Source organism: Subtercola boreus, assembly GCF_003399625.1.
Taxonomy (GTDB): domain Bacteria; phylum Actinomycetota; class Actinomycetes; order Actinomycetales; family Microbacteriaceae; genus Subtercola; species Subtercola boreus_C.
The window spans coordinates 190,796-206,919 of the sequence record NZ_NBXA01000001.1; the positions used below are offsets into that span (position 1 = coordinate 190,796).

General features: G+C 68.2%; 12 protein-coding genes. 8 read left to right on the plus strand and 4 right to left on the minus strand.

Annotated elements, in window-relative coordinates; all coding sequences use genetic code 11:
- Positions 1–17 precede the first annotated feature (17 nt).
- Both B7R21_RS00870 and B7R21_RS00875 read right to left on the minus strand, forming a co-directional pair.
- Positions 18–4,178 carry a beta strand repeat-containing protein gene (locus tag B7R21_RS00870; protein WP_147305761.1) on the minus strand — a complete coding sequence of 1,387 codons (4,161 nt, stop codon included), beginning with the start codon at positions 4,176–4,178 and terminating at the stop codon, positions 18–20.
- A 78-nt stretch (positions 4,179–4,256) separates the two neighbouring features.
- A complete protein-coding gene (locus B7R21_RS00875; protein WP_116281359.1) occupies positions 4,257–4,748 on the minus strand; it encodes a hypothetical protein in 492 nt (163 codons plus the stop codon).
- A 168-nt stretch (positions 4,749–4,916) separates the two neighbouring features.
- On the opposite strand from B7R21_RS00875, the gene B7R21_RS00880 reads away from it, so the two are divergent.
- The 5 genes from B7R21_RS00880 to B7R21_RS00910 all read left to right on the plus strand — a co-directional run bounded on the left by B7R21_RS00880 (position 4,917) and on the right by B7R21_RS00910 (position 10,784).
- Positions 4,917–6,650: a circularly permuted type 2 ATP-grasp protein gene (locus B7R21_RS00880; RefSeq protein ID WP_116281360.1), complete on the plus strand. Its 1,734-nt coding sequence runs from the start codon at positions 4,917–4,919 to the stop codon at positions 6,648–6,650.
- Positions 6,650–7,582 carry an alpha-E domain-containing protein gene (locus tag B7R21_RS00885; RefSeq protein WP_116281361.1) on the plus strand — a complete coding sequence of 311 codons (933 nt, stop codon included), beginning with the start codon at positions 6,650–6,652 and terminating at the stop codon, positions 7,580–7,582. The genes B7R21_RS00880 and B7R21_RS00885 overlap by 1 nt, the downstream gene beginning before the upstream one ends.
- Positions 7,579–8,424 (plus strand): transglutaminase family protein, encoded by an 846-nt coding sequence (locus tag B7R21_RS00890; protein WP_116281362.1) that lies wholly within the window; start codon positions 7,579–7,581, stop codon positions 8,422–8,424. The genes B7R21_RS00885 and B7R21_RS00890 overlap by 4 nt, the downstream gene beginning before the upstream one ends.
- 290 nt (positions 8,425–8,714) lie before the next feature.
- A complete protein-coding gene (locus B7R21_RS00900) occupies positions 8,715–9,566 on the plus strand; it encodes an alpha/beta hydrolase (RefSeq protein ID WP_116281364.1) in 852 nt (283 codons plus the stop codon).
- Positions 9,567–9,734: 168 nt separating this feature from the next.
- A complete protein-coding gene (locus B7R21_RS00910; protein ID WP_116281365.1) occupies positions 9,735–10,784 on the plus strand; it encodes a lipoate--protein ligase family protein in 1,050 nt (349 codons plus the stop codon).
- Positions 10,785–10,857: 73 nt separating this feature from the next.
- Here B7R21_RS00910 and B7R21_RS00915 read toward each other — a convergent pair whose 3' ends face one another.
- The gene (locus B7R21_RS00915) at positions 10,858–11,145 is read right to left on the minus strand and encodes a GNAT family N-acetyltransferase (protein WP_116281366.1); all 288 of its coding nucleotides are present in this window, start codon (positions 11,143–11,145) and stop codon (positions 10,858–10,860) included.
- Between the two features lie 80 nt (positions 11,146–11,225).
- On the opposite strand from B7R21_RS00915, the gene B7R21_RS00920 reads away from it, so the two are divergent.
- Positions 11,226–12,092, plus strand: coding sequence for a DNA-methyltransferase (locus B7R21_RS00920; RefSeq protein WP_116281367.1), 867 nt, complete (start codon positions 11,226–11,228; stop codon positions 12,090–12,092).
- A 53-nt stretch (positions 12,093–12,145) separates the two neighbouring features.
- Here the strand turns inward: B7R21_RS00920 and B7R21_RS00925 are convergent, their stop codons facing one another.
- Positions 12,146–13,975, minus strand: a complete 1,830-nt coding sequence (locus tag B7R21_RS00925; RefSeq protein WP_437184166.1) for an MDR family MFS transporter — start codon at positions 13,973–13,975, stop codon at positions 12,146–12,148.
- 180 nt (positions 13,976–14,155) lie between these two features.
- Here B7R21_RS00925 and B7R21_RS00930 point away from each other — a divergent pair, with 180 nt between their 5' ends.
- Together B7R21_RS00930 and B7R21_RS00935 are read left to right on the plus strand one after the other, a co-directional pair.
- On the plus strand, positions 14,156–14,992 hold the full coding sequence (locus B7R21_RS00930; protein WP_116281368.1) for an amidase domain-containing protein: 837 nt from the start codon (positions 14,156–14,158) through the stop codon (positions 14,990–14,992).
- 88 nt (positions 14,993–15,080) lie between these two features.
- A complete protein-coding gene (locus B7R21_RS00935) occupies positions 15,081–16,052 on the plus strand; it encodes a M15 family metallopeptidase (protein ID WP_253259561.1) in 972 nt (323 codons plus the stop codon).
- Positions 16,053–16,124 lie beyond the last annotated feature (72 nt).

The following is a 16,124-nucleotide window of genomic DNA, read 5'->3' on the forward strand; positions in this document are numbered from 1 at the left end:
GCAACTGATCCCGGTCATCACAGGATCCCTGTCACGGTGAAGTCGGCGCTGGTCACCGTCAGCGCGCTGGGCGTCGCGGGAACGGTCGCGATGAAGTTGTAGGTGCCGCTCGTTCCGACACCGATGAGCGATGTGGTGATGGTGATCCCGGTGAAAGTGGCCGATCCCGTGGCATCCGTCGTGACGGCGACAGGGCTTGTCTGGGTGCCGTTCAGGAACAGCCGACCGCCGAGGGAGGTGTTCTTGCCGATCACCAGACTGACGGTGCTCGTGGCGACGACCGGGTTGAGGTAGACATCGCGCACGGTCACCTTCACGGTGGGGGAGAAGGGCTGGCCGGCAGTGATGGCCGTGGGCGGCGCCGAGAAGACGAGGTTGTTGGCGGCGCCCGGTGTGATCGTCTCTGCCTGCGTGGCCGAGGTGAGTCCGGAGAACGACACGGTGATCGTCGGCGTGCCCGCCTTCGTGTCGCCGGCGAAGAAGGTGGCGGTGCTCGCATTCGCCGCAATCGTGACCGAAATCGTCCCCGTACCCGAGGCGTTCGCCAGGGCGAAGATCGCCGTGCCCGTGGAGTTCGACGCGAGCGTCAGGGCCGTGGCCGTCGCGGCGATCACCGGGTTGCCGAACGCATCCTGGCGCTGCACGGTGATCGCGCCGCTGTTGGTCGTCGCCGAGGCCACCGCCGAGAAGGCGGCGGAGGTGAACGCGAGCTTGGCGGCGGCCGCGGGAGTGATGGTCTCCCCCTGCGTAGCGGCCGTGAGCGTTCCCTGGGTGGCGGTGATCGTCGGCGTGCCGGCCCTGTTGTCGCCGTAGTAGAACGTCGCAGTGCTCGAGGTCGCGGCGAACGCGACGGCAGAACCTCCGGCGGCGCTCGTGGGGGCGAAGATCGCCGTGCCGGTGGAGCTCGAGGCCAGGTTCAGCGTCGTGGTCGACGGCACCGGTGCCGGATTGCCGAACTGGTCCTGGCGCTGCACCGTGATCGCCGGGCTGTTCGTGGTGGCCGATGCGATGGCCGAGAAGGCCGCCGTGAGGAAGATGAGCCTGGTCGCGGAGGCGGCCGTGATGGTCTCGGTCTGAGTGGCCGCGGTGAGACCGGTGGCAGCGGCGGTGATGATCGGCGTGCCGGACTTCGCGTCGGCGTAGAAGAACGTGGCGGTGTCGGCGAGGGCCGGTATCGTCACGGTCGCCGTGGCGGTGGCCCCGGAGGTCGGAGCGAAGTACGTCGTGCCGCTGGAGTTCGACGTGAGGGTCAGCGATGTCGCGGTGCCCGAGGCCACGGCGTTGCCGAAGGTGTCCTGGCGCTGCACAGTGATCGCGCCGCTGTTCGTGCTCGCCGAAGCGCTGGCGGTGAACGGGGCCGAGGTGAAGCCGAGCCTCGACGCCGCGAGGGCAGCGATCGTCTCGGTCTGCGTGGCCGAGCTGAGCCCCGCAAGGCTGGCCGTGATGGTCGGTGTGCCGGCGCGGGTGTCGCCGTAGTAGAAGGTCGCCGTGCTCGATCCGGTGGCGAAGGCGACGGCAGATCCGGCTGCCCCGCTCGTGGGGGCGAAGATCGCGGTACCGGTGGAGCTCGAGGCGAGCGTCAGTGTCGTGGTCGAGGCGACGGCCGCCGGGTTGCCGAAGGTGTCCTGGCGCTGCACGGTGATCGCGCTGCCGGTCGTGGTGGCGGAGGCCGCCTGGCTGCTGGCCGTCGAGGTGAAGACGAGCTTCGAGGCCGCTGCAGCTGTGACGGTCTGCACCTGGCTCGCCGAGGTCAGCCCCGAGAGCGTCGCGGTGACGGTGGGCGTGCCGGCTCGCGTGTCGCCGTAGTAGAAGGTCGCGGTGCTCGCCCCGGCGGCGAAGCTGACGGGGGTGGATGCTGCACCGCTGGTCGGCGCGAACACCGCAGTGCCGGTCGAGCCCGACGCCAGACCGAGGGTGGTGACGGAGGCGACGGCGGAGGCGTTGCCGAACGCATCCTGCCGCTGCACGGTGATCGCGCTGCCGGTCGTGGTGGCCGAGGCCGTCTGGCTTCCGGCGGTCGTGGTGAAGACGAGCTTGGTCGCGGGCGCGGCCGTGATGGTCTCGATCTGCGTTGCTGAGGCGAGCCCGGCCACGGCGGCCGTGATGGTGGGAGTGCCCGCCCGGGTGTCGCCGTAGTAGAAGGTCACTGTGCTCGATCCGGCGGCGAAGCTGACGGCCGTGGATGCCGCACCACTCGTCGGTGCGAAGACGGCGGTGCCGGTCGAGGTCGAGGCCAGCCCGAGCGTGGTGACCGAGCCGAAGGGCGCCGGGTTGCCGAACGCATCCTGCCGCTGCACGGTGATCGCGCTGCCGTTCGTGCTCGCCGAGGCGATCTGGCTGCTCGGAGCGGAGGTGATGACCAGAGCGGACGCCGCCGCCGCCGTGACGGTCTCGGCCTGGGTTGCGGCGGTGAGCCCGGTGATCGTGGCCGTCAGGGTGGGATTGCCCGCTCGGGTGTCACCGTAGTAGAGGGTCGTCGTGCTCGCGCCGGCGGCGAAGGTGACCGGTGCTCCCGCGCTGCCGAAGGTCGGCGCGAAGATCGCGGTGCCGGTCGAGGTCGAGGCCAGCCCGAGTGTGGTGGCTGAGGTGAATGGCACCGGGTTGCCGAACGCATCCTGGCGCTGCACTGTGATGGCGGAGCCATTGGTCGTCGCCGATGCGGCTGACGTGAGTGGGGCCGAGGTGAACACCAGCTTCGTGGCGACCGCCGCGGTGATCGTCTCGATCTGGGTCGCCGAGGTGAGCCCGGCGAGTGCGGCGGTGATCGTCGGAGAGCCGGCGACGGTGTCGCCGTAGTAGAAGGTGGCGGAGCTGGAGCCGGCGGCGAACGTGACGGTTCCGGATGCCGAACCGCTCGTCGGGGCGAACACCGCTGTGCCCGTCGTGCTGGAAGTGAGCCCGAGAACCGTGGCGGAGGCGAATGCCACCGGGTTGCCGAAGGCATCCTGCTGCTGCACGGTGATCGCGCTGCTGTTCGTGGTCGCCGACGCGACGGCGCTGCTGCCGGCCGAGGTGAAGACGAGTTTCGACGCAGCGGCCGGGGTGACGGTCTCGCCCTGCGTCGCCGAGGTGAGCCCGGCGAGCGCGGCGGTGATCGTCGGTGTGCCCACCCGGGTGTCGCCGTAGTAGAAGGTGGCGCTGCTCGATCCGGCGGCGAGGCTGACGGTCGTGGATGCCGCACCGCTCGTCGGCGCGAACACTGCGGTGCCCGCCGAATTCGAGGACAGGGTCAGGGTGGTCGCGCCGGCCACGGGCGCCGGGTTGCCGAGGGCGTCCTGGCGTTGCACGGTGACGGCGCCGCCGTTCGTCGTGGCCGAGGCGACGGCGGAGCGGGTCGCCGAAGTGAAGACGAGTCTCGTGGCCGCGGCCGGTGTGATGGTGAAGGCTGAGCTCGTCGCTGCTGTCAGGCCGGTGCTCGACGAGACGAGGGTGTAGCCGACGCCGGACCTGTCGATCGACAGCGTCGAGAAGGTCGCCACACCGCTGGCATTCGTGGTCGCGGTGAGTGTTCCCGAGAGCGTGCCGCTCGACGGGTTCGTACCGATCGCGATCGTCACCGGCACACCGGCGGTCGGCACAGCCGTGCCCGAGATGCTCTGCAGGGCGACGGTCACGGCGGGGGCGATGGTCGTTCCGGCCACCGTGGTGCCCGGTTGGATGCCGTAGGCCAGCTTCGTCGCAACGAGGATCGTGACCGGGCCGCTCGCGGCGCCAGGCGCGCTCCAGGTTCGGAAGACCGCCGTGACGGTGTACGTGTAGCTCCCGTCGGGAACGCCCGGGTCGGTGCAGGATGTCGCGGAGAGCAGGCTCGTGGCCGAACTGCCGCACGCCGCCGTCGTCGTTCCGCCGGAGGTGCGGGTGACGTAGTACCCCGTCGGCACGGTTGCGCCCGTCGAAGCGCTCCAGCCCACACTCACGGTTGCGGTACCGGCGGTGGACGACGCGGTGACGGCGGTCGGCGGGTTCAGTGTTCCCGTCGTCGCCGACCCGTTCCCTGTACCGGTCGCCCGCCAGAACGCCTCAGCGGTGACGCCCGCCACGAGGCCGCCGACGACCAGCAGGAGCAGCACGAGCATCCCGCTCAGCCACGACTGCGGCCGTGCATGCATGCCGAACGGCAGGCGCACCCACGATGATCTGTGGGTGCGCCTGCCGTGTCGGGATGTTGCGGCGCTCATGGTTCAGCTGGCCGTTCGACCTGTTTCGAGAAGGGCGGGACACCCGGTTCTGCGGCCCGGGTATCGCGCGTCGGTCGGCTAGCTGGCGACGTAGTGCAGTGGCACGACCGCGAGCTTGCAGGAGTCCTGGTTGGTGCCGAGGTTGTTCATGCTGACCACCACGGTGCCGGTGACGGCTGCGCCGGGGGCGATGTCGCCGGTCGGCACCGTGATGGTCCCGATCGTGTAGTCGGCGGCGGTGCAGGCGGGGTTCCCGCCGGTCGTCACCGAGAACGCGGTGGCGTCGGTGTTGGCGATGGTGACCGCCACGGCGTTCAGGCGCTGGTTGCCTGTTCCGGGGTTGGTGACGGTGAAGGAGACCGTCTCCGGTGCTCCCCCCGGCGTGATGGGGCCACCGGCGGTCGTGGTCTGCGCAACGGCGAACGCGACGCTCGTGCCGGTCGTGGTGGTCCCGTTCCCGACACCGGTGGAGGTCCAGTAGGCGAAGGCGGCGCTGCCCCCACCGAGCACCAGCACTGCGGCGGTGACGATCGCGACGATGCGCTTCTTCTTGTTGACGTGCTTGGACATGGGTTCCCCAACCGATCGATGTCGACAAAACACCGACAGCCGATGTTCCGGAGTATCAAACCATTCGAGGGGGTATCGATTTGGCCTTCCTCACCCCAATGGTGTATTGGGCCTGCGGGCTGCTCTCCCGGAAACACACCGGCAACAACGCCGGGTTAGGCTCTCAGCATGGTTGACCTGTTCGCCGGTTATGGCGCCACACTCCTGCCCCGCAAGCCGATCAAGGGTGCGCACGCCTACGACGAGATGTTCCCGGAGCCCGACTCGTCGTCACCGGTTCAGGCCCGCGCGGCCTACAAGGACATCTACACGGCGCTCGCCCGGATGACCCAGGAGGAGTTGCGGGGCCGTACCGATGCGCTCGCGAGTTCGTACCTCGCCCAGGGTGTGACGTTCGACTTCGCCGGCGAGGAGCGCCCGTTCCCGCTCGATGCGGTTCCGCGCGTCATAGAGCAAAAGGAATGGATCGGCGTCGAGGCCGGCATCAAGCAGCGCGTCCGTGCGCTCGAAGCCTTTCTCGCCGACATCTACGGCGCCCAGAACGCTGTGCGCGACGGCGTCATCCCGGCGGGGCTGGTGAGCTCATCGAGCCATTTCCACCGCGAGGCCGCGGGTATTGTGAGCGCGAACGGTGTGCGCATCCAGGTCTCGGGCATCGACCTGATCCGCGACGAGAAGGGTGCCTGGCGCGTTCTCGAAGACAACGTGCGCGTGCCGTCCGGTGTGAGCTACGTCATCTCGAACCGCCGGGTGATGGCCCAGACCCTGCCGGAACTGTTCGTCTCGATGCGGGTGCGACCTGTCGGCGACTACCCCAACAAGCTGCTCCAGGCCCTCCGGGCATCCGCTCCCGAAGGCGTCGAAGACCCGAACGTGGTCGTTCTCACACCGGGTGTCTACAACTCGGCGTACTTCGAGCACACCCTGCTCGCCCGTCTGATGGGCATCGAGCTCGTCGAGGGCCGTGACCTGTTCTGCTCCGGCGGACGGGTCTGGATGCGCACGACGGCAGGGCCGACGCGCGTCGACGTGATCTACCGGCGCGTCGACGACGAGTTCCTCGACCCGTTGCAGTTCCGCGCGGACTCGATGCTGGGCTCCCCGGGCATCCTGCTCGCCGCCCGGCTCGGCAACGTCACCATCGCGAATGCAGTCGGAAACGGCGTGGCCGACGACAAGCTCGTCTACACCTACCTGCCCGACCTGATCAGGTACTACCTCTCGGAGGACCCCCTGCTGCCGAACGTCGACACCTGGCGGCTCGAAGACCCGGGAGCGCTCGAAGAGGTGCTCGACAGGCTCGACGAGCTCGTCGTGAAGCCCGTCGATGGCTCGGGTGGCAAGGGGCTGGTCGTCGGGCCCGCGGCTTCGAAGAAGGAGCTCGACGCTCTTCGGAGACGCCTGATCAAGGATCCGCGCGGATGGATCGCGCAGCCGGTCATCCAGCTCTCGACGATTCCGACGCTGGTCGAAGACGGCATGCGTCCGCGGCACGCCGATCTCCGCCCGTTCGCTGTCAACGACGGGAAGGACGTCTGGGTGCTGCCCGGCGGCCTCACCCGCGTAGCGCTGCCCGAGGGCGAGCTCGTGGTGAACTCGTCGCAGGGCGGCGGATCGAAGGACACCTGGGTGGTCGGCTTCGCGGGCGGATTCTCGCCGATCGACGGCACTGCACCGGTCGCGCAGAACATCCAGGGGCTGGTGGCCGACCAGGCCGCCAACACCCAGGCCATCCCGATCGTGAAACACACCCCCGACCATTCGCCCTACGACAAGCCGCGCTCGCATCACGACCAGCAGGAGCAGCAGCAGCAGGTGCGCCTCGGCGCCCCCCTCCGCCTGCCTCTCCCGGGGGTCGATCAGGCTCAGGATGCCCGTACCGAGCGTGAGGGTGATCGCTGATGCTGAGCCGCATTGCTGAGAGCCTGTTCTGGATCGGGCGCTACATCGAACGAAGCGACGGCACCGCGCGCATCCTGGATGTGCACCTGCAGTTGCTGCTCGAAGACCCGTGGATCGAGGAGAACCTCGCCTGCCGGTCGCTTTTGGCCGTGATGGGTGCCGACATCCCGCCGGACGACCACGAGCTGACCCGCGCCGACGTGCTGGACATCCTCGCCGTCGACCGCACCCAGCCCGCATCGATCGCCTACTCGCTCGGTGCCGCCCGCGAGAACGCCCGCCGCGCCCGCGAGATCGTCTCGACCGAACTCTGGGAGTGTCTCAACACGACGCGCGCGCGCATGCCGCGCCGCATCGCCGTCGAGAAGACGCACGAGTTCTTCGCGTGGGTCAGGGAGCGCTCGGCGCTGGCCGTCGGCATCCAGGAGTCCGCGGCATCCAGAGACGAGGCGTGGCACTTCTTCACGCTCGGCCGCTCGCTCGAACGCGCCGACATGACGGCCAGGCTGCTCGCGACCCGGTCGCTGACCGAGGCGTCGGGGCCGTCATGGACGACGATCCTCCGCTCGTGCGGAGCATACGAGTCGTACCTCCGCACGTACCGCGGGGTGCCGTCGGCGCGGAACGCCGCCGAGTTCCTGCTGCTCGACCGGCTCTTCCCGCGCTCGATCCTCTACTCGGTGTCACGCGCCGAGCAGAGCCTTCGCGACATCGAACCGCGGAACACCCGCCTCGCGGTCACCGACCAGGCGCAGCGCCTGCTCGGCCAGATCCGCAGCCAACTGGAGTACCGACCGATCATGGACATCCTGCACGACCTCCCGCACCAGATGGACCTCGTGCAGGAGGCGACCAGCGAGGCATCCGAGGCCATCCGCCAGCGGTACTTCCCAACGAACGCCGCACCGAGCTGGGTGGGAGAGAACGTATGAACCGCCTCCGGATCAAGCACGTCACCGGCTACCGCTACGAAGGCGAGGTGGGTGCGTCGTACAACGAGGCGCGGATGCTTCCGGTGTCGTCCGATGGACAGTTCGTGCTGTTCTCCCAGCTCGACATCTCGCCGCTGTCGTCGAATCACACCTACCTCGACTACTGGGGTACCCGGGTGTCGTCGTTCGAGGTGCTGACGCCGCACAAGGAGCTCTCCCTCACGGCGAACTCGCTGATCGAGGTGCGGCCCCGCGTGCATCCACCGCACCAGCTCAGCTGGGAGGCGTTGCATGAGGCCGCGGCGCGGGTGACATCGACCATCGAACAGGTGAAGCAGACCAAGCTCACCGACCCGCCGGCAGAGGTCGCTGCGCTGGCCCGCACCATTGCCGCATCGCATGACAACGTCTGCGACGCAGCTCTTGCCATCTGTGCCGAGATCGGCAATCAGGTCGAATACATGACCGGAGTGACGGGCGTGCATACGAACGCGCGGGAGGCCTGGGTCGAGAAGAAGGGTGTCTGCCAGGACATCACGCACATCGCCCTCGGGGCGCTCCGATCGGTGGGGATCCCGGCGCGGTACGTCTCCGGGTACCTGCACCCTCGTCCCTCTGCGGGGGTCGGGGAGACGGTGACGGGGGAGTCGCACGCCTGGGTCGAATGGTTCTGCGGCGACTGGCGGGGCTTCGACCCGACGAACTTGATCGACATCGGCGACCGGCACGTGACCGTCGGGCGCGGGCGCGACTACAACGACGTGGCGCCGCTTCGCGGGGTGTACGCCGGCCCGTTCGGCTCGCGCCTCTTCGTGAAGGTGGAGATCACGCGCGAGGCCTGAGCCGGGTTCACGCGCGAGGCCTGAGCCGGGTGGGCCCCTCCCCTCCCTCCCCCCGCGGCCCCTCGCCCCCTCCCCCCTCGCCCCCCTCCCTCTCCCCCTGCGCCCCCGCCCCTGCGGCCCGCGTAAAAGAGGATGGCGCGGGCAGACACGTTCCTGGGTGCGCCACCGCGGCTCCCATCCTCTTTTGCGCGGGGCGCAGGGCGCCGGGCGCCGGGCGCGGGCGCCGGAACCCGGGGGACCCGCCGGACGGCGGAGCCCGCGGGCGGGCGAGGAGCGGGCACAATGGGACTGTGCCCCACTTCACCGACGAACACGGCGTTCGCATCACCTACTACCGCTGGCTGGTCGAGAACCCGCGGGGTGTGGTGCAGATCTCGCACGGGCTCGGTGAGTATGCCGGCCGGTACGTCGAGCTCGCGGGCGAGCTGAATGCGGCGGGCTATTCCGTCTACGCGAACGACCACCGCGGTCACGGCCAGACCGGCCTCGACCAGCATCACGGCGACCGCACCCAGTTCGGGCGCCTCGGCCCCGGCGGGCTGCGGGCGACGATTGCCGGAGTCCGCCAGTTCACCGCCCTCATCGCGGGCAAGAACCCGGGGCTGCCGCTGTTCCTCCTCGCCCAGAGCTGGGGCTCGCTGATGGCACAGATCATCGTCAACGGTTCGTCGCGCCCCTACGCCGGTGTCGTGCTGGTCGGGTCGGCGTACCGGATGCCCGGATCCATGGATGGCGGAGACCTCAGCCGCCGCCACCGCCCGCCCGGCGGCGGAGGCCACGGGTACGAATGGCTCAGTCGCGATGAGGCCGTGCAGACGGCAGCGTCCGACGACGAGTTCATGTTCGAAGCGAAAGTTCTGAAGCTGTTCGGCCTGGCAGACGGCCTGCGTCTCTTCGGTCGCCCCGCGCGCCACTTCGACAGCGACCTGCCGGTGCTCATCCTGTCGGGAACCGACGACATCCTCGGCGGGGAGAAGAGCGCCCAGAAGCTCGCGTCGGCGTACCGGCGCGGTGGTCTCACCGACGTGACGGTGCACCTGTACCCGGATGCCCGCCACGAGGTGCTGCGCGAGACCAATCGCGCCGAGGTCGTCGCCGACCTCTCCGCCTGGCTCGCCGCCCACGCCCCCCTCCCGGCCTGACCCCCGCCCGCCCCCGCCACCCCCCCCGACCCCGCCACCCCCCGACCGGCGCAATCGACTCACCGGAAACTGTCGCTCAGACACCCGCATACCGACAGTTTTCGGTGTCTCGGCGAGAGCTGGTCGGCGAGGGCTGGCGGGCGGGAGTGCGAGGTTTACGATGAAGCTATGCATGGTGAATACAAGGTTCCGGGCGGCAAGCTGGTCGTGGTCGACCTCGAGGTTCGGGACGGGGTGTTCGCCGACTTTCGGCTGGCGGGCGACTTCTTCCTCGAGCCCGACAGTGCGCTCGACGACATCAACCGCGCTGTGAACGGTCTCTCCGCCGACAGCGAGGCCTCTGCCATCGCCGCCGCGATCAAGGCAGCCCTCTCGAAGGACGTGACGATGCTCGGTTTCAGCGCCGAGGGCGTCGCCGTGGCGATCCGCCGTTCACTTGCGAAGGCGACGAGCTGGCGCGATTACGACTGGCAGGTGATCCACTCGAAGGCCGTGCCGCCCGTGATGCAGATGGCGCTCGATGAGGTGTTGGCCGTCGAGGTGGGCGAGGGGCGCCGGGCGCCGACGCTGCGCATCTGGGAGTGGGATTCGCCCGCCGTCGTGATCGGCAGCTTCCAGTCTCTGAAGAACGAGGTCGACCCCGAGAACGCTGCGAAGTTCGGCTTCGACGTGGTGCGCCGGGTCAGTGGCGGCGGGGCGATGTTCATGGAGGCCGGCTCGGTCGTCACCTATTCGATCTACGCCCCGGCCGATCTCGTGCAGGGCCTCAGTTTCGCGGATTCCTACGCGTTTCTCGACGAATGGGTGCTGATTGCGCTCAAATCACTCGGAATCGACGCCAGCTACGTTCCCCTCAATGACATCTCGAGCCCCAGCGGCAAGATCGGCGGAGCCGCCCAGAAGCGCCTCGGCAACGGTGCGGTGTTGCATCACGTCACGATGAGCTACGACATCGACGGCGAGAAGATGGTGCAGGTTCTGCGCATCGGTCGCGAGAAGATGAGCGACAAGGGCACGAAGTCCGCGGCGAAGCGCGTCGACCCTCTCCGCAGCCAGACGGGGCTCTCCCGCGAGGAGATCATCGACCGGATGATCGACACCTTCACGTCGCTGTACGGCGCCACCACCGGTGACGTCACCGAAGACGAATACGCCCAGGCAGCCACCCTGGTGGAGACGAAGTTCGGCACCCGCGAGTGGATCGAGCGCGTTCCCTGATCGACGGGTGCTGGAGGGTTGGTCAACGGGTGACAGGCGGGTGATCGTGCGGTGAGCGGCCCGGGCCGCGAGCTCAGCCGCGCTCGACCAGTTCGTGGTACTCCGGATGCCCGTCGATCCAGCCCGCGACGAACGGGCATTCGGGAACGACTTTCAGCCCGGTGTTGATGCGCACATCATCCAGCGCACCCTTCACGAGGTTGCTACCGAGTCCGCTCTTCCGGCGGGACGGATCCACCTCTGTGTGGGTGAAGACGATGGCGTCACCCACCGTGCGGTAGTCGGCGAGCCCGGCTTCCCGGTCGTCGACGACGAGAACGTAGCGATGGTGGTCAGCTTCGTGACGGATCAAGGTGCTCATTGACCTCGACAGTACGCCGGGCATCCGGCGACTGCGAGTTGCCGCTCCGGGGGTGGCGCGCGGACTGCCACAATGAGAGCATGCCCACCCCGCCCCGCGTGAATCCGATGCCGGCGGGCGCGAACGGCCGTGTCGTCCGGGCCGACAACCTCGACGTGCTCCCCACCCTCGAGAGCGGATCCGTCACTCTGATCTACCTCGATCCGCCGTTCAACACCGGTCGCGTCCAGCGCCGGCAGGGTACGACCGCCGTACGCTCGGAGGCCGGAACCGGATCCATCACCGGCTTCAAGGGCAACAGCTACGATCGCATCAAGGGCGATCTGCTGCGCTACGACGACGCCTTCGAGAACTACTGGGAGTTCCTCGAACCCCGCCTCCTGGAAGCCTGGCGCCTGCTCGCCGACGACGGAACGCTCTACCTGCACCTCGACTATCGCGAGGCGCACTACGCGAAGGTGCTGCTGGATGCGCTCTTCGGGCGGGAGAGCTTTCTGAACGAGATCATCTGGGCCTACGACTACGGCGCGAAGGCGAAGACACGCTGGCCGACGAAGCACGACACGATCCTGGTCTACGTGAAGAACCCGCAGGGCTACTACTTCGACTCTGAGACGGTCGACCGCGAACCGTACATGGCGCCCGGGCTGGTGACTCCGGAGCGCGCGGCGCGCGGCAAGCTCCCGACCGATGTCTGGTGGCACACGATCGTGTCGCCGACCGGCCGCGAGAAGACCGGCTATCCCACCCAGAAGCCCGAGGGGGTGCTCCGGCGCATCGTGCAGGCGTCGTCGCGGGAGGGGGATCTCGTGCTCGACTTCTTCGCGGGCAGCGGAACGACGGGCGCGGTGGCGTCAGCGCTCGGGCGCCGATTCCTTCTGATCGACCAGAACCCCGAGGCGATCGCGGTCATGCAGAAGCGCCTGCCTGCCGCGACCTTCGAGTAGGTCGCGGCAGGCAGGCGCCTGGGGGGTGGTGCGGGGGGAGTGACGCGGGCGCGTCAGGCCCCGTGCCTCGGCTGGTGCGCGGCTCCGGATGCCGGTTCCACCGGTCCCCGGTCGCCTTCGCCCGTCGTGCCGGGCTCGACCATCGCGCCCGTCGTGTTGGCGGCAGAGAGCGCCTCGGCGGCCAAGGCGCCTTCCGCGGCATCCAGATCGCTAGCCTCCTGCATGGCCGACTTCTGCCGGAGCGGGGGAGCCTTCAGGAACAGGGCCAGCACGAACGCCACGGTGACGACGGCCATGGTGATCCAGAACACGGAGGCGATCGCGAACGAGAACCCGCTGAGGAACGGGAAGGCCAGGCGCGGGTCGATCACGTTCAGGAACGACGTGTCGCCGTTCAGGGCGTTGCTGATCGCCGTGAAGTCCTGCGTCTGGATCCAGCCGAGGATCTGCGTATTGGCGGGGTTGCCGGTGACGGCCGGATCCTGGGCGGCGGCTGCGATCCCCGCCTGCGTCGACGGCTGGGCGAACGCGTCTGTCACGGTCTGCGGCAGGCGCGTGAAGATGAACGAGAACACGACAGCGGTGCCGAGCGTTCCACCGATCTGGCGGAAGAACGTCGAGGCGCTCGTCGCCACGCCGATGTCGCGCGGCCCGACCGAGTTCTGCGAGGCGATGGTGAGCGTCTGCATCATCTGGCCGAGCCCCAGGCCGATGATGAACATGCCGACCATCACGTACCAGATCTGGGTGTCGACCCGGAGGAAGGTCATGATGAAGAACCCGATGGCCATCAGCGCGGTGCCGATCACGGGGAACTTCTTGTACCGTCCGGTGCGAGCGATGAGCTGGCCGCTGACGATGGATGCCGTCATCAGGCCGAGGATCATCGGCAGCATCAGGAAGCCCGACTCCGTGGGCGTCGCGCCCTTCACCAGCTGCAGGTAGAGCGGCAGCGTGAGGAGGGCCCCGAACATCCCGAACCCCACCAGCACACCCAGAACGGTGGCCACCGAGAACGTGGAGGAGCGGAACAGTTTCAAGGGGATCAGCGCGTCATCACCCATTCTGCGCTCGACGAACAGGAAGGCGGCGATGCCGGCGGCCGACAGGATGTAGCAGAGCCACGCCCCACCCGATCCCCAGCCCCATTCGCGGCCCTGTTCGGCGATCAGCAGCAACGGAACGAGCGCGAGGATGACCGTGGCAGCGCCCCACCAGTCGATGCGCACGCCCGGGCGCTTCGTGAACGGCAGGTGGAGGAACCGCAGGACGACGCCGAGAGCGACGATGCCGATCGGGATGTTGATCAGGAACACCCAGCGCCAGCCGGTGATGAAGACGATCTCGGGAGCGCCGGAGAGCAGGCCACCGAGAAGCGGTCCGATGACGCTGGCGATACCGAAGGTGGCCAGGAAGTAGCCCTGGTACTTGGCGCGCTCGCGGGGAGCGAGCATGTCGCCCATGATCGCGAGCGGGAGAGCCATCAGGCCACCGGCGCCGAGGCCCTGGATGCCGCGGAAGATCGCCAGTTCGTACATCGAGGTCGAGAGGCCGGAGAGGAGAGATCCGACCAGGAAGATGCTGATCGCGATGATGAACAGCGGACGGCGACCGAAGATGTCGCTCAGCTTGCCGTAGATCGGCGTGCTGATCGTCGACAGGATGAGGTAGGCGGTGGTCACCCACGCCTGCAGGGCGAGCCCGTCGAGGTCGTCGGCGATCGTGCGCATGGAGGTGCCGACGATCGTCTGGTCGAGGGCCGACAGGAACATCCCTGCCATCAGCGCGAAGATGATCACCAGGATCTGACGGTGGGTCATCACGCCGCCGGCGTCCTTGATCGACTGGGCCCGGGCCTGGCCTGAAGTGGTTGTGCGTGACATGGAGGTCCTGATCTGAAAAAGTTTGCGGAGACTGCAAAGTTACACCCGACGAAACTTCCTTGCAAGATGGCAAGCTTCTACCTCCGTAGGGCTTGCAATTGCAACCCAGAGGTTCCTCATAGATATGTATGTTGTGGTTGAAGAGTGACAGTTACTACGCGACGCTCTTTTATTACTCTGATGGCCGGATCCGGACTCCTCGCCCTCGCGGGCTGCGCCGACAGCAACGCTTTCGGTGAATCGGCCCCCACTGCCTCCGCAGCCGCCGCGCCGACTGTCACCGGGGTGAGCGTCGCGTCCGGGTCCCTGACGGGTGGCACGGCTGTGAGCCTCACCGGGTCGGGACTCGCCGACGTCGTCGGAGTGACCGTGGGAGGCGCTGCCGCGACATCCCTCGCCGTCGACGGAACTGGTGCGGTCTCGTTCCTGACGCCCGCTGCGGTGGACTACCAGCCGGCGGCCGCCGCGATCGCGCTGGCGTTCAGAGACGGAACCAGCCTCGATGCCGGCACGCCCTTCGCCTATCAGGCTGTCACGGCTGTCGATCGACAGCTCCAGTACGCCTTCACCTACTGGCAGGACTACAACCTGGCCCAGTGGAGCCGGTTCAGCGACAACGATTGCGGCAACTTCGTCAATCAGACCCTGCTCGCGCGCGGCTGGCAGCAGAACAGCGACTGGTACAGCGACTACGCCACGACTGGCGACTACAGCCTGAGCTGGATCCGCGGCAACGAGATGGACGACTACCTCAATTCCCGTGACGACACCACGCGGCTGGAACTCTCTGAGCGTGCGTCCGTTAAGGTGGGCGATGTCGTGATGTTCGACTGGGACCCTGAGAACGACAACGGGGTGGATCACACAATGCTCGTCTCCCGGGTGGACCTGAACCCCGACGGCACCAACGCAATCAAGCTCGTCGGGCACACCCTCGATGCGCAGTACCGCGACCTCGACGGGGCGATCACGATTGAGAACCCGGGCGGGACCGCCCACTTCTACAGCATCGCCTGAGGCGGCTTGCAGCCTGGCACCCCTATTTAGATAGGTTTGCGAGTACGTTCTTTACGTTTGACAGGATTTCGGCCCTTACACTGGGCGGGTGTCCGATGCCGTCCCACCCGATCGCCGACCTCGCAGTGCCGAAGGTCGTGCGGGGTCCCCGCTCTCCCGCGAGACACCGCAGGCTCCGGATGACCGGCGGCGGCAACTGCGGCGGCGCCGAATTCTCGCGGCGGTGCTGATCGTCGTCGTGATCGCGGCATTCGTCGGCGGGACGGTGATCGCGCTGAACGCGGTCGCGCACCAGTTCCAGGCGGGCGCGGCAGCGGCGGCCCTCCCCGCGCCGACGGAATCCCCGTCGGCGCCCTCCTCCACGCCCTCGGTTCCGCCCTCGCCGAGCGACACAGCGGTTCCGGCGGCGCCGACTGCGCCGCCCGTACCGCCCGCGTTCGACAAGACGGCCCACTCGATCGACGACCCGAACAGCATCTGGGTGGTCGTGAACAAGCAGCGCCCTCTCGCCGACGGCGCGAACTTCGTCCCCCCGAACCTCGTCGATCTGCCCAGAGACATGCCCGATCCGCTCGGGTACATGCTGCGTTCCGACGCGGCTGATGCCCTGCACTCGATGTTCGCCGCGGACAAAGCCGAGGTGGGAACCCAGCTGATCGCCCAGAGCGGCTATCGCGACTACAGCGTGCAGGTGCGGGCGTATCAGCACTACAAGGACGCCCTCGGAGTCGCCGGCGCTGACAAGACCAGTGCGCGTCCCGGTTTCAGCGAGCATCAGACCGGACTTGCCATGGACATCATGGACACCTCGAGTGGCTGCGACCTCGAGACCCCCTGCTTCGGGAGTGCGCCGTCAGGCGTGTGGCTCGCCGCCAACGCCTACCGGTTCGGATTCATCCTGCGCTACCCGGCCGACAAGACCGCCGTGACGGGCTACGAGTACGAGCCGTGGCACTTCCGTTTCGTGGGGGTCGACCTGGCCACCGAGATGCACAACACCGGCGTCGAAACCCTCGAGGAGTTCTTCGGCCTGCCGGCAGCCCCCGACTACGCAGGCTGACCTCCCGCCACCCGTCTCGCCCACCCGTCGCCAGAGGAGGCCGCTTCGCGCCCCTCTCCGCCGGTCTGGGGG